The organism is Micromonospora sp. WMMD1120 (assembly GCF_029626235.1).
Classification (GTDB): domain Bacteria; phylum Actinomycetota; class Actinomycetes; order Mycobacteriales; family Micromonosporaceae; genus Micromonospora.
In genome coordinates, this window is record NZ_JARUBO010000005.1 from 6,677,187 (window position 1) to 6,702,027 (window position 24,841).

The 24,841-nt window shown below is 71.1% G+C and carries 26 protein-coding genes; 13 read left to right on the top strand and 13 right to left on the bottom strand.

Going from position 1 to position 24,841, the window contains the following annotated elements; all coding sequences use genetic code 11:
* Positions 1 to 54: 54 nt before the first annotated feature.
* Both O7634_RS29805 and O7634_RS29810 read right to left on the bottom strand, forming a co-directional pair.
* Complete coding sequence (locus tag O7634_RS29805; RefSeq protein ID WP_278153462.1) at positions 55 to 336, bottom strand: DUF1905 domain-containing protein; 282 nt, start codon at positions 334 to 336, stop codon at positions 55 to 57.
* 38 nt (positions 337 to 374) lie between these two features.
* A complete protein-coding gene (locus O7634_RS29810; RefSeq protein ID WP_278153463.1) occupies positions 375 to 737 on the bottom strand; it encodes a DUF1761 domain-containing protein in 363 nt (120 codons plus the stop codon).
* A 98-nt stretch (positions 738 to 835) separates the two neighbouring features.
* On the opposite strand from O7634_RS29810, the gene O7634_RS29815 reads away from it, so the two are divergent.
* Positions 836 to 1,495 (top strand): TetR/AcrR family transcriptional regulator, encoded by a 660-nt coding sequence (locus tag O7634_RS29815; protein ID WP_278153464.1) that lies wholly within the window; start codon positions 836 to 838, stop codon positions 1,493 to 1,495.
* Positions 1,496 to 1,518: 23 nt separating this feature from the next.
* On the opposite strand, the gene O7634_RS29820 is transcribed toward O7634_RS29815, so the two are convergent.
* From O7634_RS29820 to O7634_RS29835, 4 genes are all read right to left on the bottom strand, one after another.
* Positions 1,519 to 1,653, bottom strand: a complete 135-nt coding sequence (locus tag O7634_RS29820) for a hypothetical protein (RefSeq protein ID WP_278153465.1) — start codon at positions 1,651 to 1,653, stop codon at positions 1,519 to 1,521.
* A 66-nt stretch (positions 1,654 to 1,719) separates the two neighbouring features.
* Positions 1,720 to 2,898 (bottom strand): SGNH/GDSL hydrolase family protein, encoded by a 1,179-nt coding sequence (locus O7634_RS29825; protein ID WP_278153466.1) that lies wholly within the window; start codon positions 2,896 to 2,898, stop codon positions 1,720 to 1,722.
* A 59-nt stretch (positions 2,899 to 2,957) separates the two neighbouring features.
* Complete coding sequence (locus O7634_RS29830) at positions 2,958 to 3,560, bottom strand: response regulator transcription factor (protein WP_278153467.1); 603 nt, start codon at positions 3,558 to 3,560, stop codon at positions 2,958 to 2,960.
* Positions 3,557 to 4,699, bottom strand: a complete 1,143-nt coding sequence (locus O7634_RS29835) for a histidine kinase (RefSeq protein ID WP_278153468.1) — start codon at positions 4,697 to 4,699, stop codon at positions 3,557 to 3,559. The genes O7634_RS29830 and O7634_RS29835 overlap by 4 nt, the downstream gene beginning before the upstream one ends.
* A gap of 107 nt (positions 4,700 to 4,806) precedes the next feature.
* On the opposite strand from O7634_RS29835, the gene O7634_RS29840 reads away from it, so the two are divergent.
* The 7 genes from O7634_RS29840 to O7634_RS29870 all read left to right on the top strand — a co-directional run bounded on the left by O7634_RS29840 (position 4,807) and on the right by O7634_RS29870 (position 10,445).
* A complete protein-coding gene (locus tag O7634_RS29840) occupies positions 4,807 to 5,688 on the top strand; it encodes an ABC transporter ATP-binding protein (RefSeq protein ID WP_278153469.1) in 882 nt (293 codons plus the stop codon).
* Positions 5,685 to 6,434, top strand: a complete 750-nt coding sequence (locus O7634_RS29845; RefSeq protein WP_278153470.1) for an ABC transporter permease — start codon at positions 5,685 to 5,687, stop codon at positions 6,432 to 6,434. Before O7634_RS29840 ends, O7634_RS29845 begins: the two co-directional genes overlap by 4 nt.
* Positions 6,431 to 7,108: a GPP34 family phosphoprotein gene (locus O7634_RS29850; RefSeq protein ID WP_278153471.1), complete on the top strand. Its 678-nt coding sequence runs from the start codon at positions 6,431 to 6,433 to the stop codon at positions 7,106 to 7,108. Before O7634_RS29845 ends, O7634_RS29850 begins: the two co-directional genes overlap by 4 nt.
* A 291-nt stretch (positions 7,109 to 7,399) precedes the next feature.
* Entirely contained in the window at positions 7,400 to 7,732 is a 333-nt protein-coding gene (locus O7634_RS29855; protein WP_278153472.1) for a hypothetical protein, read from the top strand.
* A complete protein-coding gene (locus tag O7634_RS29860) occupies positions 7,714 to 8,082 on the top strand; it encodes a hypothetical protein (protein ID WP_278153473.1) in 369 nt (122 codons plus the stop codon). Before O7634_RS29855 ends, O7634_RS29860 begins: the two co-directional genes overlap by 19 nt.
* Positions 8,083 to 8,175: 93 nt before the next feature.
* Complete coding sequence (locus O7634_RS29865) at positions 8,176 to 9,114, top strand: hypothetical protein (protein WP_278153474.1); 939 nt, start codon at positions 8,176 to 8,178, stop codon at positions 9,112 to 9,114.
* Positions 9,111 to 10,445 carry a hypothetical protein gene (locus O7634_RS29870; RefSeq protein WP_278153475.1) on the top strand — a complete coding sequence of 445 codons (1,335 nt, stop codon included), beginning with the start codon at positions 9,111 to 9,113 and terminating at the stop codon, positions 10,443 to 10,445. The genes O7634_RS29865 and O7634_RS29870 overlap by 4 nt, the downstream gene beginning before the upstream one ends.
* A 37-nt stretch (positions 10,446 to 10,482) precedes the next feature.
* Here O7634_RS29870 and O7634_RS29875 read toward each other — a convergent pair whose 3' ends face one another.
* On the bottom strand, positions 10,483 to 11,904 hold the full coding sequence (locus O7634_RS29875; RefSeq protein ID WP_278153476.1) for a hypothetical protein: 1,422 nt from the start codon (positions 11,902 to 11,904) through the stop codon (positions 10,483 to 10,485).
* Positions 11,905 to 11,990: 86 nt separating this feature from the next.
* On the opposite strand from O7634_RS29875, the gene O7634_RS29880 reads away from it, so the two are divergent.
* A complete protein-coding gene (locus O7634_RS29880; protein ID WP_278153477.1) occupies positions 11,991 to 12,530 on the top strand; it encodes an RNA 2'-phosphotransferase in 540 nt (179 codons plus the stop codon).
* A 63-nt stretch (positions 12,531 to 12,593) separates the two neighbouring features.
* Positions 12,594 to 13,385, top strand: coding sequence for a carbon-nitrogen hydrolase family protein (locus O7634_RS29885; RefSeq protein ID WP_278153478.1), 792 nt, complete (start codon positions 12,594 to 12,596; stop codon positions 13,383 to 13,385).
* Between the two features lie 82 nt (positions 13,386 to 13,467).
* On the opposite strand, the gene O7634_RS29890 is transcribed toward O7634_RS29885, so the two are convergent.
* Together O7634_RS29890 and O7634_RS29895 are read right to left on the bottom strand one after the other, a co-directional pair.
* A complete protein-coding gene (locus tag O7634_RS29890) occupies positions 13,468 to 13,860 on the bottom strand; it encodes a nuclear transport factor 2 family protein (protein WP_278153479.1) in 393 nt (130 codons plus the stop codon).
* A gap of 66 nt (positions 13,861 to 13,926) precedes the next feature.
* Complete coding sequence (locus tag O7634_RS29895; RefSeq protein WP_278153480.1) at positions 13,927 to 14,874, bottom strand: helix-turn-helix domain-containing protein; 948 nt, start codon at positions 14,872 to 14,874, stop codon at positions 13,927 to 13,929.
* Between O7634_RS29895 and O7634_RS29900 the strand changes: the two genes are divergently transcribed.
* The 3 genes from O7634_RS29900 to O7634_RS29910 all read left to right on the top strand — a co-directional run bounded on the left by O7634_RS29900 (position 14,873) and on the right by O7634_RS29910 (position 18,115).
* A complete protein-coding gene (locus O7634_RS29900) occupies positions 14,873 to 16,015 on the top strand; it encodes a saccharopine dehydrogenase NADP-binding domain-containing protein (RefSeq protein WP_278153481.1) in 1,143 nt (380 codons plus the stop codon). The two genes, O7634_RS29895 and O7634_RS29900, sit on opposite strands and share 2 nt — an antisense overlap.
* 140 nt (positions 16,016 to 16,155) lie before the next feature.
* Positions 16,156 to 17,859 (top strand): S-methyl-5-thioribose-1-phosphate isomerase, encoded by a 1,704-nt coding sequence (gene mtnA / locus O7634_RS29905; protein ID WP_278153482.1) that lies wholly within the window; start codon positions 16,156 to 16,158, stop codon positions 17,857 to 17,859.
* A 16-nt stretch (positions 17,860 to 17,875) separates the two neighbouring features.
* Positions 17,876 to 18,115, top strand: coding sequence for a hypothetical protein (locus O7634_RS29910; RefSeq protein ID WP_278153483.1), 240 nt, complete (start codon positions 17,876 to 17,878; stop codon positions 18,113 to 18,115).
* Positions 18,116 to 18,952: 837 nt separating this feature from the next.
* Here O7634_RS29910 and O7634_RS29915 read toward each other — a convergent pair.
* The 4 genes from O7634_RS29915 to O7634_RS29930 form a co-directional block, all read right to left on the bottom strand.
* Positions 18,953 to 19,234: a helix-turn-helix domain-containing protein gene (locus O7634_RS29915; protein WP_278153484.1), complete on the bottom strand. Its 282-nt coding sequence runs from the start codon at positions 19,232 to 19,234 to the stop codon at positions 18,953 to 18,955.
* A complete protein-coding gene (locus O7634_RS29920) occupies positions 19,231 to 19,671 on the bottom strand; it encodes a VOC family protein (protein WP_278153485.1) in 441 nt (146 codons plus the stop codon). Before O7634_RS29920 ends, O7634_RS29915 begins: the two co-directional genes overlap by 4 nt.
* Before the next feature lie 314 nt (positions 19,672 to 19,985).
* The gene (locus O7634_RS29925; protein ID WP_278153486.1) at positions 19,986 to 24,449 is read right to left on the bottom strand and encodes an AAA family ATPase; all 4,464 of its coding nucleotides are present in this window, start codon (positions 24,447 to 24,449) and stop codon (positions 19,986 to 19,988) included.
* Positions 24,446 to 24,838 (bottom strand): hypothetical protein, encoded by a 393-nt coding sequence (locus tag O7634_RS29930; RefSeq protein WP_278153487.1) that lies wholly within the window; start codon positions 24,836 to 24,838, stop codon positions 24,446 to 24,448. The genes O7634_RS29925 and O7634_RS29930 overlap by 4 nt, the downstream gene beginning before the upstream one ends.
* Between the last annotated feature and the right edge of the window lie 3 nt (positions 24,839 to 24,841).

The window sequence follows — 24,841 nt, forward strand, 5'->3', positions numbered from 1 at the left end:
TCCCGTGACCCAGGGGCCGGCCAGCTGCACGGCGCGGCCCGAGCAGGCAGGTTCCTAATTCCGGCGTCGCGTCAGGTGTACGACCACCTCGTCGCCGTCGGTCTTGCCGATCGCCCTGCGCACCGCGCCGTTGATGGGCAACTTGTGCGTGCCGTCACCGAGCGCCATGAAGGCTCCCTCGAACGGCACGCCGTCCACGGTGCCGGCGACCTTGACGAGGCCCCGGGTGCCGAAGATCTCGGCCGAGTCAGGCAGTTTGACGCAGGTCCAGGTGTCGCCCTCGCTGATCTTGCCCAGGGTGGCGGTGAAGGTGATGTCGAGCGGTCCGAGAGCCATGTCGGGTCCTTCCGGATCGATGTGACGCCGGCAGGAGGTCATGCGAAGGCGCCGACGATGGCGCCGATGGCGAGCAGCTTGATCAGCCAATCGGCGCCGTGCAGTGTCGCGCTGCGGACCGGCACGTTCTCCCAGACGACCGAGCCGGCCAGCAGGACGACCGGCAGGGCCCAGAGTGCCAGGCCCAGCAGCACACCGGCGGCCAGACCTGACCAGTCCCCGGCGATCAGCAGTCCCGCGGTCAGCGTGGCCGTGACAGCGTTCCGCAGCGCCTCGGCGATGACCTGCCACGCCTGCGGGCGCGTGGGCGCCGTTTCCACCACGGCGGGCGCCGCGGGCACGACCGAGTAGAACGCGAAGCTGACGATGGCGGCGACCAGCGTCGCGACCGAGATCCCCACGACGACCACAACCCCGACCCCCTTATAGTACCGCAGGGTACTAATTGCGGACAGCGTAGGAGCGCAATTAAAGTACTGTCAAGTACCGAATTTGGAGGATGGTCATCACCGAGTCAACCGCACGTCGGCGTGGACGTCCCAGCGGCACTCGCGGCGCCGAGCTCCTCGGCGTCGCACGCGAACTGTTCCTGACGCACGGCTTCGCGGCCACGACGATGGACGCGGTCGCCGCCGCGGCCCGCATCTCCAAGGCGTCGCTCTACGCACAGCACCCGTCGAAGGGCGCCCTCTACGCCGCGGTGGTCACCGACTGGGCGAGCCGAGGACGCGACGCGATGCGACCGCACCTCGACGCGCTGGTCGCCGCGCCGGATCTGCCGGCCGCGCTCGGCCGCTTCGGGCGCACGCTGCAGGCGGCGGTGCTGAGCTCCGGCGTGCTCCGCATGCGACGGCTGGTCGCGGCCGAGGCCGACCGGCATCCCGAGGTGGCCGCCCGCTACGCCAGCGAGAGTTGGGACCGCAACATCGCCGCCCTCGCCGCCGCCCTCGCCGAGCTGCACGACCGTGGCAGCCTCCGGGTGGACGACCCGGCCGTGGCGGCGCAGCAGTTCACGTGGCTGCTGCTCGGCGCGGCCCTCAACGACCGGACCCTGCGGGGCGAGATCGCGCCACAGGAGGACCTGTCCACAACGGCCGATGCCGCCGTCGCGACCTTCCTCGCCCGCTACGGCCCAGCCGGAGTCGCACCGCGACGCTGACGGAGCGCTGCCGATCGGCATGCTCATCGCCGGAGGCGCCGTTCGCGTAGCCAGACCAGCACCACCATGGCGATGTTGACCGCGCCGAGGATCAGCACCGTCGCGTCCCCGGAGTCGGTGGACCGGTCGATCGCGTAGGGCTCGCCGTCCGCCAGCACCGTGTTGACGATCCCGAACAGGACGTTGTTGGCGACGTGGAACGCGACCGGCCGATGCTTGGCCGGTCAGGAGCCGTACTCGACGAAGGGACCGTCGGCGCGGAACGCCCGCTGCGCGAAGCGTTCACCGATGCGCAGGTGGGTGGCGGTGTCCGGGTGTAGTTGGTCGGGCAGCGGCAGCTCGGCGAAGTCGGCCTCGCCGTAGAGGCCGAGGCCGTCGAGGTGGTGCAGGTTCGGATCGTCCACCGCGCGCTGGGTGGTGATACGGGCCAACTCGTCGCGGACGACGCCGAGGGTGAGTTTCCCGCTCGCCCGTTCCGCCGGGTCGCCGGTGGCCCGGAAGCTCACCTGACCGGCGGCGAGGGCGGTGAGGTCGAACGTGCCGGGGCCGGGGGTGTCCTCGTGGATGGGGCAGTAGATCGGTGACACGACGAGCAACGGCGTGCTCGGATGCCCCTCCCGGATGGTGTCGAGGAAGCCGTGTACGGCCGGGGTGAAGGCGCGCAGCCGCATCAGGTCGGCGTTGACCAGGTTGATGCCGATCTTCACGCTGATGAGGTCTGCCGGCGTGTCCCGCATGGTGCGGGCGGTGAACGGGTCGAGCATCGCGCTGCCGCCGAAGCCGAGGTTGATCAGGTCGACGCCGCCGAGGGACGCGGCGACAGCGGGCCAGATGGCGGTGGGGTTGGTGGCGTTGGAGCCCTGACTGATGGAACTGCCGTGGTGCAGCCACACGCGGCGTCCCCGCTGCGGCGTGGGCGCCACCGGAGCGTCGGTACGCAGGGCGACGAGTTCGGTGGTCTCGCGGTGCGGCAGCCAGATCTCGATGTCCTTCACCCGGTCGGGCAGGCCGGTGAAGCGGACGGTGCCGGGTGGACCGGACCGGCGCTCCGTGGTCCCGCTTGCCATGTCGATGATCTCCGTGTCGCCGCCGGCGGCACTGGCCTGGTCCGTCAGCTGGCCGTCGACGAGCAGGTCGTAGACGCCGTCGGGGCGGGACGGCAGGCCCTTGTGGACGACGCGGGTGGGCAGCGTGTCGAGTTCGACGGAGGTGGCGCGGGTCCGGAAGGCCAGCCGCACCCCGGAGGGTTGGGACTCCACCATCGTGAGCTGGTCGTCGGTGTACTGGGCACGGGCCCAGGCGGGCAGGCGGTGCGGCAGCACACCGCGCCGGGTGTGCTGCAGGTCGAGCGCGCCGCGCAGAAGCTCGGTGCTGATCGGGGTGGTGATCCAGGTGTGGGTCATGTTCTCGATCCGTGGCTCGGTGTGACATGGTCCGCGCCCGGCGGCAACCGGGTCCGCTGTTACAGCCAATCGTGTTCGCGGGCGTAGCGGGCCGCTTCGTGACGTGTCCGGGTCTGGGTCTTCCGCATGGCGTTGGACAGGTAGTTGCGGACGGTCCCCGGGGCGAGGTGCAGCCGGACGGCGATGTCGGCGACCGAGTAGCCCTCACCCGTGACCCGTAGGACGTCGGCCTCACGATCGGTGAGGGGGTTGTCCTCGGTGACCGCGAGCGCGGACACGTCCGGGTCGATCCAGCGCTTACCCGCGTGCAGGGTGGCGATGACGGAGGAGATGTGCGCCGGCTCGGCGGACTTGCTGACGAAGCCCTGGACGCCGAGCTTCAACGCCTTGCGCAGCACGCCGGGGCGGGCGTGCCGGGTCAGCATGAGGACCACCTGGTCCGGGCGCGTACGCCGGATCTCGGCGACCGCGCCCAGGCCGTCCACTCCCGGCATCTCCAGGTCGATGACCAGCACGTCGGGCTCGTGCCGCACTGTGGCAGCGACGGCCGTCGCGGCGTCGGACGCCTCGGCGAGAACGGTGATGTCGCCCTCCATCGGCAGCAGCGCGGCCAGGGCCGTACGCAGCAGCGCCTCGTCGTCGGCGAGCACGATCCTGGTCATCGGCCGGCGCTCCGCCGCCTGCCGGCACGCACGGTGGGGAACACCGCCGCCGTACGGAACTCGTCCTCCTGCTGTTCCACCGTCAGCTCCCCTCCGTCGCCCGCCACCCGTTGCCGGAGTGCGGCCAGTCCTCTCAGCTCGGGCGGCGAGGTCGCGGTCACGCCGTCGTTGGCGATGGTGATGCCCGACTCGGCGAGCGTGATCCGCACCTGGGTGGCCTGCGCGTGGCGCAGGATGTTCGTGGTCGTCTCGCGCAGCACCTGCCCGAGCAGTTCGCTGAAGCGGGCGTCGACCTCGGCCTCCCGGGTCACCCGCACCCGGATGCCGGCCGCCTCGAACAGGTTCTTGGCGTTCTCGATCTCCGCGGTGAGGTTGAGCCGCCGTTGCGCGTAGGCCAACTCCTTGGTCTGCGCGATGGTGTCGCTGACCAACCCGTACGTCTCCCGCAGTTCCCTCTCCGCCCGCGCGGTGTCGCGGAGCAGCAGTCGCTGCGCCAGGGCGATCTTCAATTTCACCACGTGCAGGGTGTGGCCCTGGATGTCGTGCAGGTCGCTGGCGAAGCGGACGCGTTCGCGGATCACCGCGAGTTCCGCTTCCCGCTCCCGGGTCTGCTCCAGTTCCCGGATGAGGTCGAAGAACCGTTCGCCCACGATCGTGAAGACCGTCACGATGATGGTCAGGACGGTCGGAATGAGAACGTAGGTGAGCAGCACGGCACCGATGTCGTCCCGCTGCACCAGCAGTCGCGTCGCGCCGACGGCGGCGACGTAGCCGAAGAGCCCGGCCAGAGCGCGCTTCCGGTGCCGCCGGACCTCGCGCATGGCGAGGGAGCCCACCGCGCAGAACCCCCAGTAGGCGTTGGGGCTGGCGGTCACCAGGACCCCCAGCGGCCACACCACCCCCGCCACGACCAGGCACGGCCGCGCCACCCGCGCCAGGTCGTCGGCCGTCCACCGCTCGAACGCCACCACCGCCGCCACAGCTCCGGGCCCCAGGATGATCACATGCCACCAGGTACGCGCGTCGACGTAGAGCAGGACCACCGCGGCGAACACCACGGGCGGTAGCGAGGTGGCGAGGTTGAGTCGGCGCAGTCTTCCCTGCGTCGACTCGGTGTAGCGCGGCGACGTGGCGGTCACCACCCCAGTATTGGGCAGCCAGGAACCGCGAACAGTGACACCACGTCACATCCGGTGGTGACGTGGCGCCACTGACGGGGAGGCCGCGTCCGCGCTGTCATTGGCCCATGTCCACCACACCAGTCATCGAAGTCGACCGGCTGAACCTCACCTACGGCGACTTCCACGCCGTCAGGGAGCTCTCCTTCGAGGTACGGCCCGGAGAGCTGTACGCGCTGCTGGGCACCAACGGCGCCGGCAAGACGTCGACCCTGGAGGTCGTCGAGGGCCACCGGAGGCCGACCTCGGGCTCGGTACGCGTCTTCGGGCACAGCCCCGACGACCGTCGGGCGGTCCGTCCCCGGACGGGGGTGATGCTCCAGGAGAGCGGATTCTCCCCGGACCTCACCGTCCGTGAGTCAGTCGGCCTGATCGGCCGGCTCACCCGACGCACCGACGACGTCGACCGGGTGCTCGACGTGGTCGACCTCACCGGTCGGGCCGGCCGCAGGGTGTCCCAGCTGTCCGGCGGGGAGAAACGCCGGCTGGACTTCGCCACAGCGGTCTACGGCACCCCGGAGCTGATCGTCCTGGACGAGCCGACCACCGGTCTCGACATCCAGTCCCGCGACGCCGTCTGGGCCACCGTCGACCGGCTGCGGGAGAACGGTTCCACGATCGTGCTCACCACGCACTACCTGGAGGAGGCGCAGCAGCGCGCCGACCGGATCGGACTCATGCACGACGGCGCCCTGCACCGCGAGGGCACCGTCTCCGAGCTGACCCGCACCCTTCCCGGCATGATCCGCTTCTCCCTGACCGCGCCGGTGCCGCCACTACCACTGCCGGCGGCCGTCGACGCGGACGGAAAGGTCACCGTCGAGTCCTTCGAACTGCAGAATGATCTGCACCTCCTGCTCGGCTGGGCCCAGGAGCACGCCGTGGAGCTGCGCGACCTGGCGGCGGGACCGACCCGACTCGACGACGTGTTCCGCGCCATCAACAGTTGATCCACTTCTCCGAGAGGTCCAGCACCGTGTTGTCCATCGCGTCCAGCGAGCTGATCCAGATCTTCCGCAACCGGCTGGTGCTGATCACCAGCCTCATCATCCCGGCGGCGGTGTCCGCGTTCTTCGTCCGTCAGCACGACACCTACGCCGCCCTCGGGAGCCTCGGCTACGTCGCCGCGATCGTGCTGTTCACGATCACCGCGTTCGGGCTCTACACCACGGCCGTCACCACCCTGGCGTCCCGGCGGCAGAACCTCTTCCTCAAGCGGCTGCGCTCCACTGCCGAGAGCGACGCCGGCATCCTCGCCGGTTTGCTGCTGCCCGTACTCCTGCTCACCGTGGTACAGGTGACGGCGATCCTGACCGCCCTGGCCGTGGTCGCCGGTGGCCCGGACAACGTCGTCCTGCTGGTGGTGGCGGCCCTCGCGGCAGTGGCCATGTTGATCGCATTGGCCCTGGCCACGGCCGGGTTGACGAACTCCCCCGAACACGCCCAGGTCACCACCCTGCCCGTCACCCTCGGTGTGATCGCCGTGGCGAGCTGGGTCGGCATCTCCGGCACCGAGAGCCTCGCCTGGCTCAAGCGGCTGCTGCCCGGCGGAGCGGCCACCGAGCTGACGATGAACGCCTGGAACGGCGGCGTCGCCGTCGTCGACTCCCTGCTCCTGCTCGCGCCCACGCTCGGCTGGGTCGTCATCGCCGTCATCCTCGCCACCCGACTCTTCCGCTGGGAGCCCCGCCGATGACCACCGCACCCCGGGCCGACACCCCGACCCTCGCCGAGGACCTCCTCCTGCTGTTCCAACCCGCATCCGGAACCATCGCCGGCGAGAACACCCTCTTCTACGTCCTCGGTGGAGCCGTCCTCGCCGACCTCGCCCTCGGCGACCACCTGACCGCCGAGGCCAAGGGGCGGGTCGGCAGCGTGCCGGGGCATCCGCCGTCGGACGGCCTCCTGCGGTCGGCGTGGGACTACCTCGCCGCGAAACCCCGAGGGGTGCAGACGGCCCTGGCGGCGATCGGTCCCACCCTGCGCGAGCCGGTGCTGCGGCGGCTCATCGCGCGCGGTGATATCGACCAGGAGCCCCACAAGGTGCTCGGCCTGTTCCGCACCACGGTTCTGCGCGACGGCCGGACCGAACGCCGGCCACGCCTCCTCGCCGACGTCCGGCGGGTGCTCGTGGACGGCGCGGAGCCGCCGGCCCGGGTCGCCGCGCTCGCGGCGCTGCTCTCCGCGAGCGGGACGCTCCCGCAGTTCCACCGGGAGATCCCGTGGACGTCACCGGTGATCAACCGGGCCAAGGAACTCGAGCGGGGCGACTGGGGCGCCGACGCCGCCGGTGCGGCCGTGACGCGTACCGTGACGGCCACTGTCGTCAACAGCGCCATCGGGGCCATCACCGTGCTCCCGCGAAGCTAGCGCCGACGCGCGTGGCCCCGATGCCCAGCCGACGGTGACAGTTCGGCGCCCGTCAGGCGTGCGCAGACATCGAGCAACCCGTCCTGTCTCTCCGGGGATTTCTCGGCATTCCCCGGTCGCCAGGCGCGTTGCCGTCGACCGTCACCTCCCGCTCGTTGGCACCCATGCGGCCGAGACCGACGTTCAGCACGACTGTGTCGTACGGGCCGAGCTTCTGCGCATCAGCCACGCGGCCACCGCCGTGGCCGAGGCGGTCCTGGTCACGGCGCCGGTCTGGCGACCTGGCTCGGGGTGACCATCATCGGTGGCGAGTTGGCCACGGGTGCCGCGCTGCGCGGCACCTGGAACATCCTTCCGCTCGTGCTGCTCAGCCTCGGCGCGGCGGTGTTAGCGGTCGGCTGGACACCTCGTTGGACGATGCTCGTCGGCGGCCTGCCCACCACCGGTGGTTTTCTCCTGCTGGTCACCGCCGAGAGCATCGCGGCGCCGGTCCGGCGTCGGCGCGTCGGCCTGACCGCCGTCACGCCGTTGCGAGGAATCCTCGCGTGTGACCGTCGCATGCTCCAGAGTCAGAATAAGAAGCCATCGATAGGCGGGAGTGAACCATGTCGGCGGAACAGGTGATCACGGCGGCGTTGGCAGCAGGGGCGGGCGCGGGGCTGAAGGACACCGCCTCGGCGGTGGTGCAGGACGCGTACGCGGGTTTGAAGGATCTGCTCAAGCACCGGTTCGGCGACCGCGAGGGTACGGCGGCGCGGGCGTTGGCGGCCGACGAGACGGACCCCGGTGTGTGGCAAGCCCGGATCGGAGAGGCCCTGGTCACGTCCGGCGCCGACGGCGACGAGCGGGTCCTCGCCGCCGCGCGCCGACTGTTGGACCTGGCTGACCCGGTGGGCAAGTTCCGTGTCGACGCCCACGCGGCCAAGGGTGTGCAGATCGGTGACCACACCACCCAGAACAACACCTTCTCCTGACCCGGACCGGCCGCCGAGGCCGGCCCACCGGTTTGACGTCCGCGCGGCCGGTGCGGTGTTGGCCGGTGATCGCCGTACTCGAACGGAGGCCCGGTGCGCAGACTCCGCCACGCCCTCGCCGTCTCCCTTCTCCTCCTCCTCGCGCTCACCGCGTCGGGTTGCGGGCGCGACCGGTCGCTGTGCGAGTACGCCAACGGCCTGGTCACTGACGCCCGTCTGACCGAGGCGGCGAACGCCTACGCTGCCGCTCAGCGAAGTGGCGAGGGACGCTGCGCCGACACCGGGGCGGACAAGGTCGCCGACCTGCGACGGGACGTCACCAAGCACGTGGCGGCGGGGCGCGCGGCCCTGGCGGCAGGCGACAAGGCCAAGGCGCGGAGCGCGTACGAGGCGGCGCTCGCCGTCGACCGCGGCGACGAGACAGCTCGGGGCGAGTTGCTGCTGCTCGGCCAGGCCACGCCCGCCCCGCCGGTGCCGACGCTCGTCGTGCAGGAGGTGCCGGCGAAGCGGGACCGCCCGAGCGTCTTCACCTGGCTGGCTCTCGCCACGGCCGTCACCACGGCGATCGTCAACGCGGCGCTGTTGGTCCTGTGGCACCGCCGGGTCGCGGCGATCGGTCGGCAGGTGGGCGCCTCCCTGCGCACGGTTTACGGCATGGACCAGCGGATCAGCGACGTGGAGCGTCGCGCCGCCGCGACCGATCGGCGAGTCGACGAGGCGGGCGCGCGGATCGACAGAACCGGCGCAACCGTGGCGGCGCTCGACCGGACGGTCACCGAGTCGGCGCTCACCGCGCGACAACTGTCCGCGATGGACGCCCGGCTGTCGGAGGTCGACGGTCGGGTCGCGTCGGCCAACGCCCGAGCGGTGGCGGCGAACACCCGGATGGACGGCCTGGCCGCCGATGCTGCCGCCCTGCGCGACGACGTCGAGCGGTCCCAGCGCACCCTCCTGCGCCTCATCCGGTCGACGGCGACGCGCGACGGGCGGGCGGTCGCTCATGAGAGGTTCGTCCGACCGGAGGACACGTGAGCCAGGACATCACCGTCGGCCTGTTCCTTCTCGAGGACGGGCCGGACACCGCCGACGACCACGCCCGTCTGCTGATCCACCGGAGAATGCGCACGGACGAGGGCGGCCGACTCGACGAGTTCTGGATCTCCGACTGGGTCGATCCCCTGCGGATCGCGTCGGTCGGAGCCGAGGACGACGACGACACCGGCGACTGGCACGGCCTACTGCTCGGCCTGGACCTGCCGACTGTGACGTTCCGCGCCGCACCGACACCGATCGTGCTCACCCGAGGTGAGCGTGAGCGGTTCGCGGGTTCCCGTCCCGTCCCGTTGCTGCGCGCCGAGGCGCGACTCGACGACAGCGGCATCGTGCTCGACGCCATCCATGCCGACCTGCGGTTCAACCGCGACGAACCGCTGGTGGTGGGCTTCCTGCGGGCCGTCCGCGACACCATCGACGGTCTCGACCTCAGCATCCAGCGCGCCGCGGACGTCACCGGGCGCTCCGTCGGCCCCGGCCAGCCGGTCGCTGATCCGGAAGCCGTCCGCCCGCACCCCGCCCGTCCGCGCCGGACCCGCACGGACGGGTTCACGGTGGCGAACGAGCTCGACGCATGGGTCGTCGAGCTGCGAGACGTGCGCGGCGCGCAGATCGGCAACCACAACCGTCAGATCAACCGGTTCGTCGTACACCGGCCGGACCGGGCCATCGACTTCCGCGACGTGCTCGACCGCGAGAACGTGCAGCGGGCGATCCGCCGGCTGTCCGAGCAGCGCGACGACCGGGGCCTGCGCGACGACCTCGTCGCGGCGCTGCGCGGGGCTACCGGCGGGTGGGTCGCCGAGAAACCGCTGGCGCTGACCGCCCGAGTACGGGAACCGGGCTTCTGGGAAAGCCTGCTCTTCGTCGACGATGTGCGTGGAGTGCAGGTCGGCGATCACGGGACGCAACGCAACACGTTCCGCTACACGGTGATGGACGAGCCGCGGGCCGCCGCGTTGCTGCGCGAGAGCCCCGGCCTGGCCCGCGCGCTGGCGGACTGTCTCTGCCCGCGAGACGGCCGCGGCGACGTGAACGCGGTGACCCGGACGCTCGACACCCATCTGCGCTCGCTGCCCGTCGAGGTCGACCGCCACCGGGGCGTGGCTGTCGGCACCCCGGGGCGGGGCGAGCATCTGCGGATCATCCGCACGGACGGGGTGACGGTCGGGGTTGGCAACGCGATTCGCAACGACGAGCAGTTCGAGTTCGCACGGCTCGCGCGGACACGCGCCGAACTCCTCGAGCAGATGCGTCTGACGCGGCCGGAGCGGGAGACAGACCATCCCGGCCGCGGATTCGACTTCTAGCGGTGAACCGTCGACCGACTGACGAGCAGGTCCCGGGTCAGCGGGCTGCGGGCGGGGTGGGCCGGTTCGAGGCTATCTGCCAGCAGGCGTCGCGCGCGTCGGTCAGCTGTTCCGGGGTGATGCCCTCAAGGGTTCTGGCGAGTTGACCGGCTCGTTGGCGCATCGCTGTGGTGACCTGGTGGGTGCCGGCCCAGGTGAGGCGCGGGTCGGCCATGGCGGTGCGTAGGCTCTGTAGCAGCGGGTCCAGCATGATCGCGGCGGTCTGTAGCGCGTGGAGCGTTTCGGTTTCGAGGATCTGCTCGGGTTGCAGCGTCGGTGCGGCCGCGTGTCGCACGTCGACAGCGTAGAGATGGCCGGCGTCGTCGTGGGCCAGGGAAAGGCGTGGCAGGCGCGCCATCCGGTGGTATGTCCAGTTGGAGATCGTCGTCAGGCAGGCGTGGCGGACCACCGCCATCTGATCGGGGCTCAGCCCACGCAGCAGCGGTGCGAGCTGGCGATGCTGCCAGCGCAGAAAGTTCCGTTCATGGTGGCACCGCGGCGGCAGGGCAGCGGCCGCCGCGTTCACGGCGAGCGACGCCGCACTGATCGCGAGCAGCGTTTCGCAGCCAACGGTGTGGTCGAGCCCGGCGAAGCCCGGTGCCCGCTCGCGTACCCCGGCCGGGTCCAGGTCGGCGGCAGACGTCGGTGCCGGGGTCTCCTTGGGAAGCGGGGGCGGCGTGTCGGTAGCGGTTCGCCAGACGACGCTGACGTACCAGTTCGATGGGGCCTGACCCGGTCTACGCATCTCGTGGTAAAGCGAGACGCTGCCACTGTCCCTCCCCCGTCCCAGCGAGTACCTGACCATGCAGGTCGCGTCGACGTATTCAGCCACCTCGGCCGCGGCGACGCTGCCGAGCGCACACCCAAAGGTCCGCAGTTGCTGTGGGTACTCGACGAACGGCCGGCCTGGACGCCGCCACGCGGCGTGTTCCCAGGTGCCGTCGCGGGCCCGCTGAGCGAGGACGAGCGTGGCTTCCCGCGGTGCGGGGAAGCCGGCGGGGAAACGTGGAGGCAGCCCCGCGTCCAGTTCGGTCAGGCCCGTCGCGGCGCCGTAGAAGATGTCGGCCTGGGCGTCATAGTCGTAGGGCGGCTGTGGTGGCCTCCTCGGCTCGAGTCGGCCGTCGATGTCGGCCGCGTCGAGCTCACCGAGGACGATCCGGACGACGTGCTCGGCGTACTGACCTTCGTCCTTGAGATCCAGCCGAAAGACCGGAACATCGTCCTCCACGAGCACCGAGCACCAACTCGGCAGCGGGTCCTCCGGGACGTCCGGATGCGGTATCCGGCCAACCCTCCGAACCGCGCGCCGCAGCGCCGCGACGCCAGCGGTCTGGTCTGTGGTGTCGTATAAGGCGAGGGCCACCTGGGAGCAGTGGTCAGCAACGTAGGCGACCAGGTCCGCCTCGTCATAACGCAGCATCGAGCGATGTTCTCACGCCCACCGCGGTGCGGTGTCGCCGTCGAAAACATCTCGACTGGACCGGCGGGATCGACCACGATGCCAGCGTGGATCGCGAGCGCCTGGTGAGGTTGAGCAAACGGATGTCGAAGGCCCTCCGGCACGATCCCGACCGGGCCGGCCTGGTGCTCGACCCGGCCGGTTGGACTCCGGTCGACGCCCTGCTCGCCGCCCTCCGCATCGAGCGGGCCGAGCTGGACGCGGTCGTCGCCGGCAACGACAAGCAGCGGTTCGCTGTCGAGCGTGGCGCCGACGGGGTGCTGCGGATCCGGGCCAACCAGGGCCACTCCGTCCCGGTGGACCTCGGGCTGCCCCCGGCGACCCCGCCGGACCGGCTCTATCACGGCACCGGTGCCGGCGCGCTGGAGTCGATCCGGGCCACCGGCCTGCACCGCGGCGGCCGGCACCACGTCCATCTCTCCGCCGACTCCGAAACCGCCCATTGGGTCGGCGCTCGACGGGCCGGTCGGGTGGTGATCCTCACCGTCGACGCGGCGACGATGGCCGCCGACGGGCACGTGTTCCACCGCAGCGCCAACGGCGTCTGGCTCACCGACGCGGTCCCGGCCCGCTACCTGCTCGACTGAGCTGGCCGCTGTTCCTGGCGGTCGCACGCGGCACCGGACCAGCCTCTACGGCAAAATGATCGCATGCCAGGCCTTCGCATCGCGCTCGCCAATGTCGAGATCCCGACGAGCCCGGAGGACTCGGTGACGCGGGCCGAGCACGCGGTGCGGGCCGCCGCCGAGGCGGGCGCTCGCATCGTGTGCTTCCCGGAGGCGTACGTGCCGGGGTACCCCTGGCCGCCGCGCACGCGTAAGCCGGTGACCGCCGAGTTCCTGGCGGCCGCGCACGAGCGCATCGCCAGGGTCGCGGGCGAGAGCCGGATCCACGTGGTGCTCGGCACCGAGCGGTACGTGTCGGACAAGCCGCGGCTGACCGCGCTCGTGCTGGGACCGGATGGCGACGTGGTGGGGCACCAGGACAAGGTGCAGCTTGATCCGGACGAGGACGCCACCTACGAGCCGGGCGCCGGGCGGCGGGTGTTCGACGTCGACGGCGTCCGCTTCGGCATCACGATCTGCCACGAAGGCTTCCGCTACCCGGAGACCGTGCGCTGGGCGGTACGCAACGGAGCGCAGCTGGTGTTCCACCCGCACTACAACGAAGCCGAGCCCGGATCGTTCCAGCCCACCGAGTTCGCCGACCCGAGGAACTCCTTCCACGAGAAGGCGTTCCTCTGTCGCGCCGCGGAGAACGCCTGTTACGTCGCCGCCGTCAACTGCGCGAGCCCCGGCTCGCCCACCACCTCCGCCGTCGTAGGACCGGACGGCACGCTGCTCGACTTCCAGCCGTACGGCACGCCCGGCCTGTTGGTCTGCGACATCGATCCGACCGCGGCCAGCCCACTGCTCGCCCAGCGGCTGCGAACCACTCCTTGACCCGCCACAGCGGGTCGATGGTCCGAAGGAACGAGCGGTGTACGCCGGTACAGTTCACGGCACGCGGGGCAGCTCGGGCGTGCTAGCCAGTGGTCGCCTCGCGCTGGATCTGCTCGAACTGCGCGGCCATCGCGGCGGCCAGGGTCTGCGCGGCGGACAGCGGTCGAACCATGACCGTCAACTCATCGATCAGACCGCTCTCATCCAGATGCAGGAAGTCACAGCCCTCGACGGCGACGTCACCCATCCGCGCCTCGAACACCAACGCGTGATCGCGACCGCCCTCGCCGCTCAACTCGCGGACGTACCGGAAGTCCTCGAAGACCCGCAGCACACCCCGCACGATCGCAACGGTGATCGCCTTGCCCGGATAGGGCTTGAACGCCACTGGACTGCGGAACACCACGTTGTCGGCCAGGGACGCCTCGATGGCGTCGAGGTCGCCCGCTTCAACCGCCGCACGAAAGTCGGTCACCACCTGAGCGTACGGGCTCTGCCACCGTCGTTCTGCCCGCGAAGGCCATCCGGCGCACGGTGACGGTCATGCCCTGAACGTGCGGCGGTAGGTGTCCGGCGGCACGCCGACCGAGCGTTGGAAGTGGCGACGCAGCGTCGTCGCGGTGCCCATGCCGGCGGCCGCCGCGATCGCGTCCACGCCGTCGTCGGTGTTCTCGAGCAGCTCCTGCGCGCGCCGGATCCGCTGGGTCAGCAGCCACCGCAGCGGGGTGGTGCCGGTGACCGCGTGGAACTGCCGGGTCAGGTGACGGGTGCTCAGGTTCGCCTGCCGGGCCAGGTCCGCCACGGTGAGCGGCTGGTCCAGCCGCCGCATCGCCCACGGCATCAGATCGGCCAGTGGATGGTCGTCCCGGACCGGCACCGGCGTGGTGACGAACTGGGCCTGGCCACCCGCCCGGTGCGGCGGCACCACCAGGCGACGGGCGACGATGTTGGCGACCGCCGACCCATGGTCACGCCGGACCAGGTGCAGGCAGAGGTCCATCGCCGCGGCCTTGCCCGCCGACGTCAGCACCTCGCCGTTGTCGACGTAGAGCACGTCCGGGTCGACCGTCACCCGGGGATGACGCGCGGCCAGTTGCTCGGTGTGCGCCCAGTGCGTGGTCGCCCGCAGGCCGTCCAGCAACCCGGCGGCGGCGAGCACGAAGACCCCGGTGCACAGGGAGACCATCCGGGCGCCCGCCCGGTGGGCCTCGCGTACCGCGGCGACGAGGTCGGCCGGCGGGTCTGCGTCGACGTCGGCGACCGCGGGGACGATCACCGTGCCGGCACGGGCCAGGTCGGCCAGGTCGCCGTCCGGCTCCAGCAGGAAGCGGCCGACGCGCGCCGGCCTCGTGCCGCAGACGCTCACGTCGTACCAGGGGCCGGGGACAGCGTCGGGCGGTGAGCCGAAGACCTCGTAGGCCAGGGCCAGTTCGAAGTGGAGCATCCCGTCGGTGGCGGCGATGGCGACGGAGCGCGGGACGACATCCATGTCGGGAATTGTATGGGGCACGTCGTTCCGGACACTGGTGGCGACCATCCGGCCCGACCAGGATCTCTGGCAGTGGATCACCTCGAGGCATGGAGAGCTGGACATGGCGACGGTCGGGAACATCGCGGTCTACGGCGCGTACGGGCACACCGGGCGGTTCGTGGTGGCCGAGCTGCGCAGGCGCGGGTTGGTCCCGCTGCTGCTCGGCCGGGACCGGGACCGGCTGCTGGCGCTGGCCCAGGACCATCCGGGTGCCGAGGCACGACCGGCGTCGGTCGACGATCCGGCCTCGCTCGACCGGGCCCTCGACGGCGCGGAAGCTGTGATCAACGCCGCCGGGCCGTTCGCCTCGACCGCCGGCCCGGTGGTCGAAGCAGCCCTGCGCGCCAGCATTCCCTACGTCGATGTGGCGGCGGAGATCGAGGCCAACCTCGACACCTTCGCCCATCACGCCGAGCGCGCCCGCGCCGCCGGCCTCTTGGTGGTCCCCGCGATGGCCTTCTTCGGCGGCCTCGGTGACCTGCTGGCCACTGCCGCGATGGGCGACTGGACGGCCGCGGACGAGGTGCATGTCGCGTACGGCCTGACCAGCTGGCACCCCACCGGCGGCACGCTGGCCTCGGGGGCGGTCTCGACCCAGCGGCGCGGTGGCCGCCGCCTCCGCTTCACCGGCGGACGGTTGCGTCACCACGACGACGCGCTGCCCACCCTGGAGTGGCCCTTTCCGGCCCCGCTCGGCCCGCGACCCGTGCTCGGCGAGTTCACCATGGCCGACGTCGTCACCATCCCCAGCCACCTGGCCGTCTCCGAGGTCCGCACCTACATGACCACCCGGGCGGCCGCGGACCTGGGATCTTCCGAACCCACCGCGCCGACCGCCGTCGACGAGTGGGGCCGCTCCGCGCAGACGTTCGTCGTCGACGTCCTCGTCCGGTCCGGCGGCACGGAACGCCGACTCGCCGCCACCGGTCAGGACATCTACGCCGTCAGCGCGCCCCTCGCGGTGGAGGCCGTCGACCGCATCCGCACCGGGCGTGCCCGGACGACAGGTGTCGTCTCCGCGGGCGCGGCCTTCGACGCCGTGGACTTCCTCGGCGCTCTCTCCACGCACCTCACGGTGCACCGTCCGGCGGACGTCTGAAGCCGGTCGCCCATCGACGGGGTAGCGCTCAGACGGGTTGACGTACATCGATTGATTGCGGTTACGATCCTCACGACCATCGTTACTCGCCCCACCTCCACGATCCAGAGTGGGATCGACCAGGTGTGGACCCCGCACCGGTGACGGCCAGCGGCACTCGCAGTTCCGGGACGCCTCGAGCCACCGATCGACCTGCCCACTTCGGCACTTCGGCGATGGAGGAGCAATTCATGCAGCGTTCGGTCGACTGGGAACCCGGCTGCGTCGTCGCTGTCGACCAGACGACACTCCCCCACGAGATGACCGTCCTGCACATGACCAGCATCGACCAGATCATCACGGCGATTCAGCGCCTGGCGATCCGGGGCGCTCCGGCCCTCGGACTGGCAGGTGGACTCGGCGTCGCCCTGTCGGCGCACCTGCGATCCGTCGACGACAATGTCGATCATGCTGCGGTACGGGCGGACGCCGAACTACTCGCGGCCGCCCGACCCACCGCCGTGAACCTGCGGTGGGGTGTTGACCGGGCGCTCGGCCGGCTCGCGGACGGCCCGGATGCCGTCCTGCAAGAGGCCCTCGACATGATCAGCGAGGACGAGCGGACGAACCGCGCCGCAGCGACACGTGCCGCGGCCCTCATCCGTGAGGTGTCCCCGCGGCGGCCACTGCACGTCCTCACCCACTGCAATACCGGCCGATTGGCGACCGGCGGCTGGGGAACGGCCCTGGGCGCGATCCGCGAGCTGGCGGCCGGCCGTGACCTCGGCTCGGTGCTCGCGACCGAGACCCGGCCACTGCTGCAGGGTGCCCGACTCACCGTGTGGGAGCTCGCCGAGGCGGGCATCCCGCACCGGCTGTGTATCGACTCGGCCGCCGCGGCGGCCATGGCCCGTGGCCTGGTCGACTGCGTCATCGTCGGCGCGGACCGCATCGCCGCGAACGGCGACACCGCCAACAAGATCGGCACCTATGCGTTGGCCGTGGCCGCGGCGCGCCACGACATCCCGTTCGTCGTCGTCGCACCGGAGTCGTCGGTCGACGTCACCACGCCACACGGCGATGACATCCTCATCGAGGACCGGCCCGCCGACGAGGTACTGGAGATCTCGGGCGCACAGATCGCGCAGCCCGGGACAGCGGTCTACAACCCCGCGTTTGACGTCACACCGATCGACCTGATCACAGCCATTGTCACCGAGGACCGGATCATCCGGCCCACCCGGACCGGCGACACCCCGCCGATCCGCCACGCAGCCGCCCACCTGGCGCGGGAGGCCCGGGAGCTGTACCTGCGGGGGTGGCTCGAGGGTACGTCCGGCAACCTCTCCACGCGGCTCGACGACGCCACGATCCTCGTCACCACGAGTGGACGCAGCAAGGGACGGCTGACGGAGAGCGACACCGTACCCGTCAGCGTGCGGACCGGGACGCCCGTGCGGGCCGACGGGCCGAAGCCGTCCGCCGAGACCAGCATCCACGCCGCCATCTACGCCGCCGATCCGCGCTGCGGCGCGGTCATCCACGTGCATTCCCCGCACGCCACCGCCGTCGCCGTGTTGGCGGCCCGCGCCAACCGGACGTCGGTACGGTTCGTCGATCTCGAACTGATCAAGGGAGGTCCTGACCTCCGCGTGGTGGAACGACGCGGATGCTGTGGCGGGCGACGTGCGCGGTGCGGGTTCCGCGAGTGTCGTCATGCGCCTGTTGACGCAGGACGCCCCGTTGGGCCTCACGACACGCTATGCCTCGCGAGACGTATTCGTCGACACGCTCGGCCAGATACCACGAGGCGCCCTGATCGAAGTGGATCTGGCCAGTGCGAGCCTGCAGTCGGGCACCGCTGAGACGGACGATCGCCGCATGGCCCAGAGCTACGTCTTCGGGGCGGGAGCGCACCGCTGCCCCGGGGACCGCTTGGCGATGCTGGAGGCGCAGGCCTACCTGGACGGGCTCCTCACCCTGGACGCTTCCGAGTACGCCCCCGTTGCCGCGGCCGAACCGCGGCCGTCGACGTTCCGGCACCTGCCCTGGCAGGCACTGGAACGGACGACGAAGTCGGGCGCGGGCACTCCCGGTGGGAGAAGCATCGCGGATGCATAGAATTGTGGTCGGTACTGCCGGACCAGCACATTTTCCGAACTTCCAGTATCTGGTTGGGGACCCTGCGACAGGCCATGCGGTGGTCGTGGATCCGGCATGGGACAGCAAGAGCATCGCCCGAAGAGTTCACCGTGAGGGTTGGAGTCTCCAGGCGGTGCTGCTGACGCACTCGCATTCTGATCACGTCAACGGAGTCGCCGAGCTGGTGGGCCTCCTGCCGGCTCCGGTCTACCTGTCCGGTAACGAAGCCGCCTTCTACGGCTGCGACCAACCGGGGATGGTGCACGTCCGCGACAGCGAGAGCCTGGCGGCTGGCTCCATCGAGGTGAGTGTGCTGGAGACACCCGGCCATACGGTGGGCTCGTCCTGCTTCCGCATAGGCGACGCTCTCTTCGCTGGCGACACGCTGTTTCCCGAAGGCATAGGTTTCACGCACTTCGATGGAGGCTCCGCCACAGACCTCTACGACAGTGTGCGGCGGTTGGAACCAGGAGGTCTCCGAGGACGTCCGGGTCTATTCCGGACACCGGTACCGACGCGGCCCCGGGCTGACCTTCGCAGAGCTTCGGCGGCTCAACGTCTATTTCCACCTGTCCAGCCGGAGGGAGTTCGTCGAGTTCGCCAACAGGCGGACAGTGGCGACGTCGCACGATCGGCTTCTGGGCAGAACGTCAACGACACGCCCCGAGATTCTTGGGTTGACGTGGAGTGATGGCGTCTCGCTCGGTGCGTGACCACACGGGTTCGCATCAGACGTCACTCGCGGTGCAGGACCAGGCCGTACCCACCCTCGCGGGGATCTTGCTCTGGACCAAACCGTGATGCGACAGCTGGTTCCTAGGCATCGTTCCTGCCCCAGTCGCCGAGTGCGACGATCGCCTCGCGCAGGGCGAGCCCGCGATCGGTGAGCGCATAGGCCCGCGTGTTGTGTCGAAGGGGCAGGCGGAACAGCACGCCAGCCGCTTCCAGCTCGCGCAGGCGTGTCGCGAGCATGTTCGTCGGAGCACCGAGGTCGCGCTGCAGATCGCCGTAGCGTTGTGGCCCGTCGAGCAGCCGTTCCACGATGAGAAGGGCCCACCGTGCTCCGACGATGTCGAGGGCCGCGGCGAGGTCGCTCACGCGGTCGGATCGGCGTCCGCCTTCATCCAGAACGGTGAGTAGTGGTAGCCGTCGGGGTCGTCGAATTGGCGCTGGTACATGAAGGGGTAGTCGTCGGTGTCACCGATCCGCCCGCCGGCCGCGCCGGCGCGGTCAACCAGCTCGTCGACCGCCTCGCGGCTGCCCAGGTTGAACGAGACCGTGACCTTCGAGGGCGTGTCAGGTCCACCGACCAGCTCTTCGACTCCGCCGACGCTCGCGTACATCTCGCGGCTGCCGAGCATGACGTACTGCTCGGGCGCGATCGCGAAGCACGACACATTGTGGTCGGACATCTCGGTGTTCAGGGTCCAGCCGAGGGCCGTGTAGAAGGCGGTTGCGCGCTCGACGCTCTCGACCGGGCAGGTGATGAAGAGGCTCATGCGGGCCATGCTTGCAAAATGCAAGTGGTCTGTCAAGGGGCATCCGTCCCGCACAAGGGCCGGGTAGTGCCTGCGTCCCACACCACGGTGTCGCCGTGGGCGCCCGGGTCGTCGACGAGGCGCCGCGATGGCGTTCATGACCGCTTCGAACTGGGGCGCGTCGCCGGCTTGGCCGTCAGCGCGGCCGTGGACGCGGTGGCCGCCGCCGTCAGGGATGTTGCCGGGTTTCTTGATGTCGACGTGGACCCGGTCGCCGGGGGCGCCGTGACCCGGCGACCAACGGCTCCTTACCGTCGTTCAGGGCACGCCGCTGCTGCGCCGATCGCCGGCCCGGCCGTGGCGCGTTTCCGTCAGTCGCAGGGCGGCCGGTACGGCAGGCTCGGCACGTAGCGGGCCCATTGCTCGGGGCTGATCGGGTCGCCGACGCTGGCGCAGATCCGCCCAACCGCCCGCGCCGGATCCACGTCCCAGAAGTCGACGCGGCCATCGCCGCTGTTGACGGTGAGTTGCCGGCCGTCCGGGGTGAAAACGAGCTCAACGTCGCCCAGGCTGGTCTCTTCAAACGCGAAAGCACCGCGCAGGACCGGCCGGCCCGGGTCGGCGACGTTCCACAGCTCCACGCGGCTCACCCCGGCGACCTCCGTCTCGAACGCGATCGTCAGACCATTCGGACTGAACTCCAGACCATGCGGCGCGCCGCCCGTGCGAACCACCGACGGCGGGTCGACGAGCCGGTCGGCATCGACCCGCCAGGTCCACAGCGTTCCGGTGGTGTCGCCGGCCATCAGCAGCCGACCGTCGGGGCTGAAGGCACCGTTGGCGAGGATGGACCGGGCGGTCAACTGCCGCACGGGGCCGACCATCGGCCGACGTGGGTCGGAGAGATCCCATGTTAGGAGAGCGTTGTTGCCGAAACCCGCGAGCAGTCTGCCGTTTGGGGAAAAGCTGGTGTCCCAGACCTGGCCGGGCAGCGACGCGATTCGTTGCGGGCGGACGGGATCGGTGATGTCGAACAGCTTCACGGAGGGCGGCCTGGTGATGCTGGAACTGAACTCCGCGTTGTCTACCACGGCGAGCAGCCGTCCGTCAGGGCTGAACCTCATCTCGATCGCGCCGTTGTCGAGGTCGGTGATGGTGGCGACCGGATCGGCCAGCAGGCTTTCGGTGCGCCGCAGTTGCACGGCGACGAGCTTCCCCACTGGCTCGACAGTCGCCATAAGGGTGCCGTCCGGTCTGAGCGCCAGGCCGCCGCCCTGCGCCGGGCCGACGCCGGGGATCTGCCCGAGCAGTGTGACGGGCGAGTCCTCGCCGATCCGCCACACCTGGGTCCCGGGGGCACCGGCGAGCGCGATGAGGCTGGGATCCGAGCGGCTGAAAGCCGTAGACGTGCGGAAGCCGCCCGGCGTCTCCGCCAGACTCATCCGTGTCCCCGGCCGCCACGGGTTCGCGGCGTCCCAGACCTGTACGCCGTTGCCCGTGGCCTGGAGCAGTTGCCAGCCGGCCGGAGAACGGCGCAAAGCCGGGGCGGCGCCGACCGACGCCTTGACCCGGCCCGCCGCCACATACTGGGCCGGCCGGCCGGAATTCGGGGCAACGAACCGGTAGAGGCGGGTTCCGTTTCGGCTCCCGACAGCCACCACCTGGTCACCCGCGCCGAATGTGAGCCCGACGATCTCCTCGCTCGAGAGTCCGCCTGCTATCGCGAGCCGCCGGGGGCGATCGGGCGGGCGCACGTCCCAGACGGCGGACTTCGCCGGGTCGTCGCCGCTGGGCGCGACCAGGTAACGACCGGCGGCATCGAAGGCGACCCGGCGGGTCCACACCCGTTTGTCAAAATCCTGGTCGCTGGTGTCCGCCGGGTTCCGGCGCACCGGCGCCGCCGGCACCTGCGACAGCAGGGTGAGGCGAGCGGGATCGGCGACGGACCACATTTTCAGCTTGCCGTCGTCGCCCGCGCTGGCCAGTGTCCGGCTGTCCGGGCTGAACGCCAGCGAGTCGGCCCATCTCGGGTGGGCGACCAGGTCGGGTAGCCGGGTCGGCGCCCCGGCTGAGGCGAGCCGCCACAGCGCGATCCGCCCGGAACCGAGCGCAGCGGCGAGCAGCCGGCCGTCCCGGCTGACCGCCAAGGCGTTGACGGTGGACTCCGGCACCGGTTGAACCGCGACTCTGGTGACGGTGGCCGGATCGGTCAGCCGCCAGATCGCGACGACCTCGCCCTTGGCCGGCTCGTCGTACAGCGACGCGGCGAGCAGCCCGCCGTCCGCTGCCAGTGCGATTGCGCCGACCTGTTTGTCGTTCAGGTCGGTGACCTCGCTCCGGCGGCCGTCGGTCAGCCCACGGAGCAGCAGTTGCCGGCCCGTGGACAGGGCCAGCACGGATCCGTCGCCGCCGAGCGCGAGGTCGTGCGCGGGCTGCTCGGCGTTGAACACGCCGGGCGTCTCCTGGGCCGCGTAGACCGCTCCCGCGCCAATCGAGCTGTCGACGCCGTAGGCGATCAACGCAAGCTGCTTGGACAGCCCTGGCTGGCTCTCCCGCTGGCTCTCTGCCTCGGACACGAGGAGTCTCGTCAGGGCGATGTCGCGCTGGTCAGCCGCCCGCCGCTGGAAGGCCAGCGCGCCGACGCCACCGGTCACCGCCAGCAGTAGCAGCACCACCAGGCCGGCTACCACTGCCCGCCGCGCACGGGCGGCACGCTCCTCGTACCGGCGGGACGCGGCGAGGAACTCCGCCAGCGCCGGGGGAAGCTCCACCGCCTGCGGGGTCGCCGCCGCCCGCTCGCGCACCGCCCCGAGTCTGGTGCCACGGTAGAGCAGCGACGGGTCCCGGCCCGAGCGCCGCCAGCCTTCCGCGTCGGCGGTCAACTGCTGACGGGTACGTAGCCAGTCCCGGTCGGCGTCGATCCATCCCCATAGCAAAGGCCAGCCGTGCAGCAGCGCCTCATGGCTGATCCGTACGGTGTCCCGGTCGAGGGTGACCAACCGGGCCTCGGCGAACCGGGCGAGCGCCAGGTCCGCGGCGAGGCCCCCGGGCACCCCGTGCAGCAGCGCGCCCCGGTCGACGGGGCGGGCCGTATCCATCGCCTCGTCGTCGATGTGGACCAGCCGGGGCAGCATCCAACGGGTCGCCTCGCGTCCGGCGTCGTCGAGTGCCGTGTACGTCTGATCGGCCGTGACGGCGAGGGCTTGGGCAACGCCGCCCGTGGCCCGGTAACCGGCGACGGTCAGCCGGGTGCCCTGCCGCCGCTGCCAGGTCGCCCAGAGGGTGTGGGCGAGCAGCGGGAGCATGCCGGCGTGCGGCTGGCGAAACGAGCTCGCGCCCAGCTCGTGCAGGACCAGGTCCGCCAAGCCGTCGTCCAGGACCCACCCCGTCGCGGCGGCCGGCTGCTCGATGGCGGCGCGCAGATCGGCGAACTCCATCGGCCCCAGGATGAACTGATGGTCCGACAGCGCCTGGGCCAGCACCGGATGGGCGGCGGCCCGCCCGTACAGATCGGCGCGCAGGGCGAGCACAACCAGCGCCGAACCGGCATTGCCGGGAGCGTCCGCGATTGCCGCGAGGGCCGTGAGGAACGCGACCTGCTCCACCTCGTCTGGCCCGAGGGTGAACAGCCGTTCGAGCTGGTCCACCACGAGCACCAGCCGCGCCTCCGGCCGGGGCCGCGGTAGCGCCTCGACCAGCGCCGCAGCAACAGCCGGGTCCCGCCTGATCCGGTCGGCCGCATCCGCCTCGGCCGGGGCCAGCCGGGCGGCCAGGGCTTCCAACGGGTGCTCCTGCGGCGTCAGCACGATCCACGGCGATCCTCCGCAGCCAGGCAGCTCGGGCGCCCCCCACTGCAGCCGGGCCAACAGCCCGGCGTGCAGCAGTGACGTCTTGCCGGCGCCCGATGGGCCGACCACCACCACCGGTTGGCGGGCGGCGAGCGCGCCGCTGGCCACGGCGACCAGGCGGTCGACGACCCGCTCCCGTCCCCGGAACAGGTCCGCGTCCTCGATGCCAAAGGCGGCCAGACCAGGGTACGGGCAGCGGCCCGGCTCCGGTTCCCGCAGCGCCGGATCATCCGGCTCGGGCGGCGCCGGCTGCACGAGATTCGGTGCGAACACCAGCTCGCCACTGCGGTCGCCGGCCTGCCGCTGCGGCAGCGGATGGCTCCGCGCCCGCATGGTCCGGAAGAGATGGTCATAGACGGCGTCAAGGGTGAGCTGTCGGGGCGCGCGCGGATCGCCCCGGTCCAGCAGGTCGATCAGCGAACCTGTGAAGGCCGTGTACTCCTCGTCGGCCGGCGCGGACGCGTACCCGTGAGCCGACCCGAGCCAGTAGATCCCATGCGTGGCCGGCAGAGTGAACGCCAGCTCTGGACTGCGCCGCACACCCGACCCAGCCAGGGCACGGCCGGCGAAGCAGCAGTCCAGGACCACCACGACCGCAGCGGCCGGGCACGACGTGACGGCCTCCCGAATGGCGGCCACCGACAGAGCCTGGTGAGCGGCGAGCCCGGGAACCAGCCGATCCGTGCCGGTGGCCGCGAGGTACAGTTCACCGCCGGGACCGAGTAGACCGTGGCCGACGTAATAGACGAGCAGGACGCTGTCAGCGGCCCGGGCGGCCTCGGCGATCGCGGCGGCCATGGTCGCCGCGTCGGGTGGGTCGACCAGCAGGCGCAGCCGGTCCGGACGGACGCCGCAGCGATCGAGGAGCCGTTGGCGCAGCGCCATCACGCTCCGAGCCGCCGCCGGCACCGGGGTCAGCGTCGGCCCCTCGTGTCCTGCGGTGCCGATCAGCAGTATCCGTACGCCGGCACCGGCCAGGTCTGTCACTGCGGCGGCGGGTCGGGAGGCAACTCCCGCCCCAACAGCCGGGTCAACCGGTCGACCTCGTCACGCACGGCCGCCTCGTCCAACTTGCGTACCCGGAACGCCGACACCTCCACCTCGCCGCCGTCAGCCGAGGTGACCCGGATCGTCACGTCCGAGGTGCGGTGGCGCAGCCAGGAGATCACGGCAACCGTCATGGCCGCGACCGCGCCGCCCGGCCCGAGGGCGACCAGCAGCGCCTCCAGAACGGGCCCCAGTCTGCCGGGCGGCGGCGGGGACTGTTCCATGGTCACGCGGCCGCGCAGCTCGGGCGCGTCGAGTAGCCACTCGTACAGGAATCGCAGCTCGTCTTCGGCATCCGGTGCAAGTGCCCTGATCCGTAGGTGTTCCACAGC

Excerpts from the sequence above, each read along its gene's own strand:
- O7634_RS29860 (WP_278153473.1), top strand. The coding sequence starts at position 7,714 with ATGTCGGCGGAACAGGTGATCACGGCGGCGTTGGCAGCAGGGGCGGGC.
- O7634_RS29840 (WP_278153469.1), top strand. The coding sequence starts at position 4,807 with ATGTCCACCACACCAGTCATCGAAGTCGACCGGCTGAACCTCACCTAC.
- O7634_RS29885 (WP_278153478.1), top strand. The coding sequence starts at position 12,594 with ATGCCAGGCCTTCGCATCGCGCTCGCCAATGTCGAGATCCCGACGAGC.
- O7634_RS29910 (WP_278153483.1), top strand. The coding sequence starts at position 17,876 with ATGGCCCAGAGCTACGTCTTCGGGGCGGGAGCGCACCGCTGCCCCGGG.
- O7634_RS29850 (WP_278153471.1), top strand. The coding sequence starts at position 6,431 with ATGACCACCGCACCCCGGGCCGACACCCCGACCCTCGCCGAGGACCTC.
- O7634_RS29895 (WP_278153480.1), bottom strand. The coding sequence starts at position 14,874 with ATGGATGTCGTCCCGCGCTCCGTCGCCATCGCCGCCACCGACGGGATG.
- O7634_RS29825 (WP_278153466.1), bottom strand. The coding sequence starts at position 2,898 with ATGACCCACACCTGGATCACCACCCCGATCAGCACCGAGCTTCTGCGC.
- O7634_RS29900 (WP_278153481.1), top strand. The coding sequence starts at position 14,873 with ATGTCGGGAATTGTATGGGGCACGTCGTTCCGGACACTGGTGGCGACC.
- O7634_RS29830 (WP_278153467.1), bottom strand. The coding sequence starts at position 3,560 with ATGACCAGGATCGTGCTCGCCGACGACGAGGCGCTGCTGCGTACGGCC.
- O7634_RS29815 (WP_278153464.1), top strand. The coding sequence starts at position 836 with ATGGTCATCACCGAGTCAACCGCACGTCGGCGTGGACGTCCCAGCGGC.
- O7634_RS29875 (WP_278153476.1), bottom strand. The coding sequence starts at position 11,904 with ATGCTGCGTTATGACGAGGCGGACCTGGTCGCCTACGTTGCTGACCAC.
- O7634_RS29805 (WP_278153462.1), bottom strand. The coding sequence starts at position 336 with ATGGCTCTCGGACCGCTCGACATCACCTTCACCGCCACCCTGGGCAAG.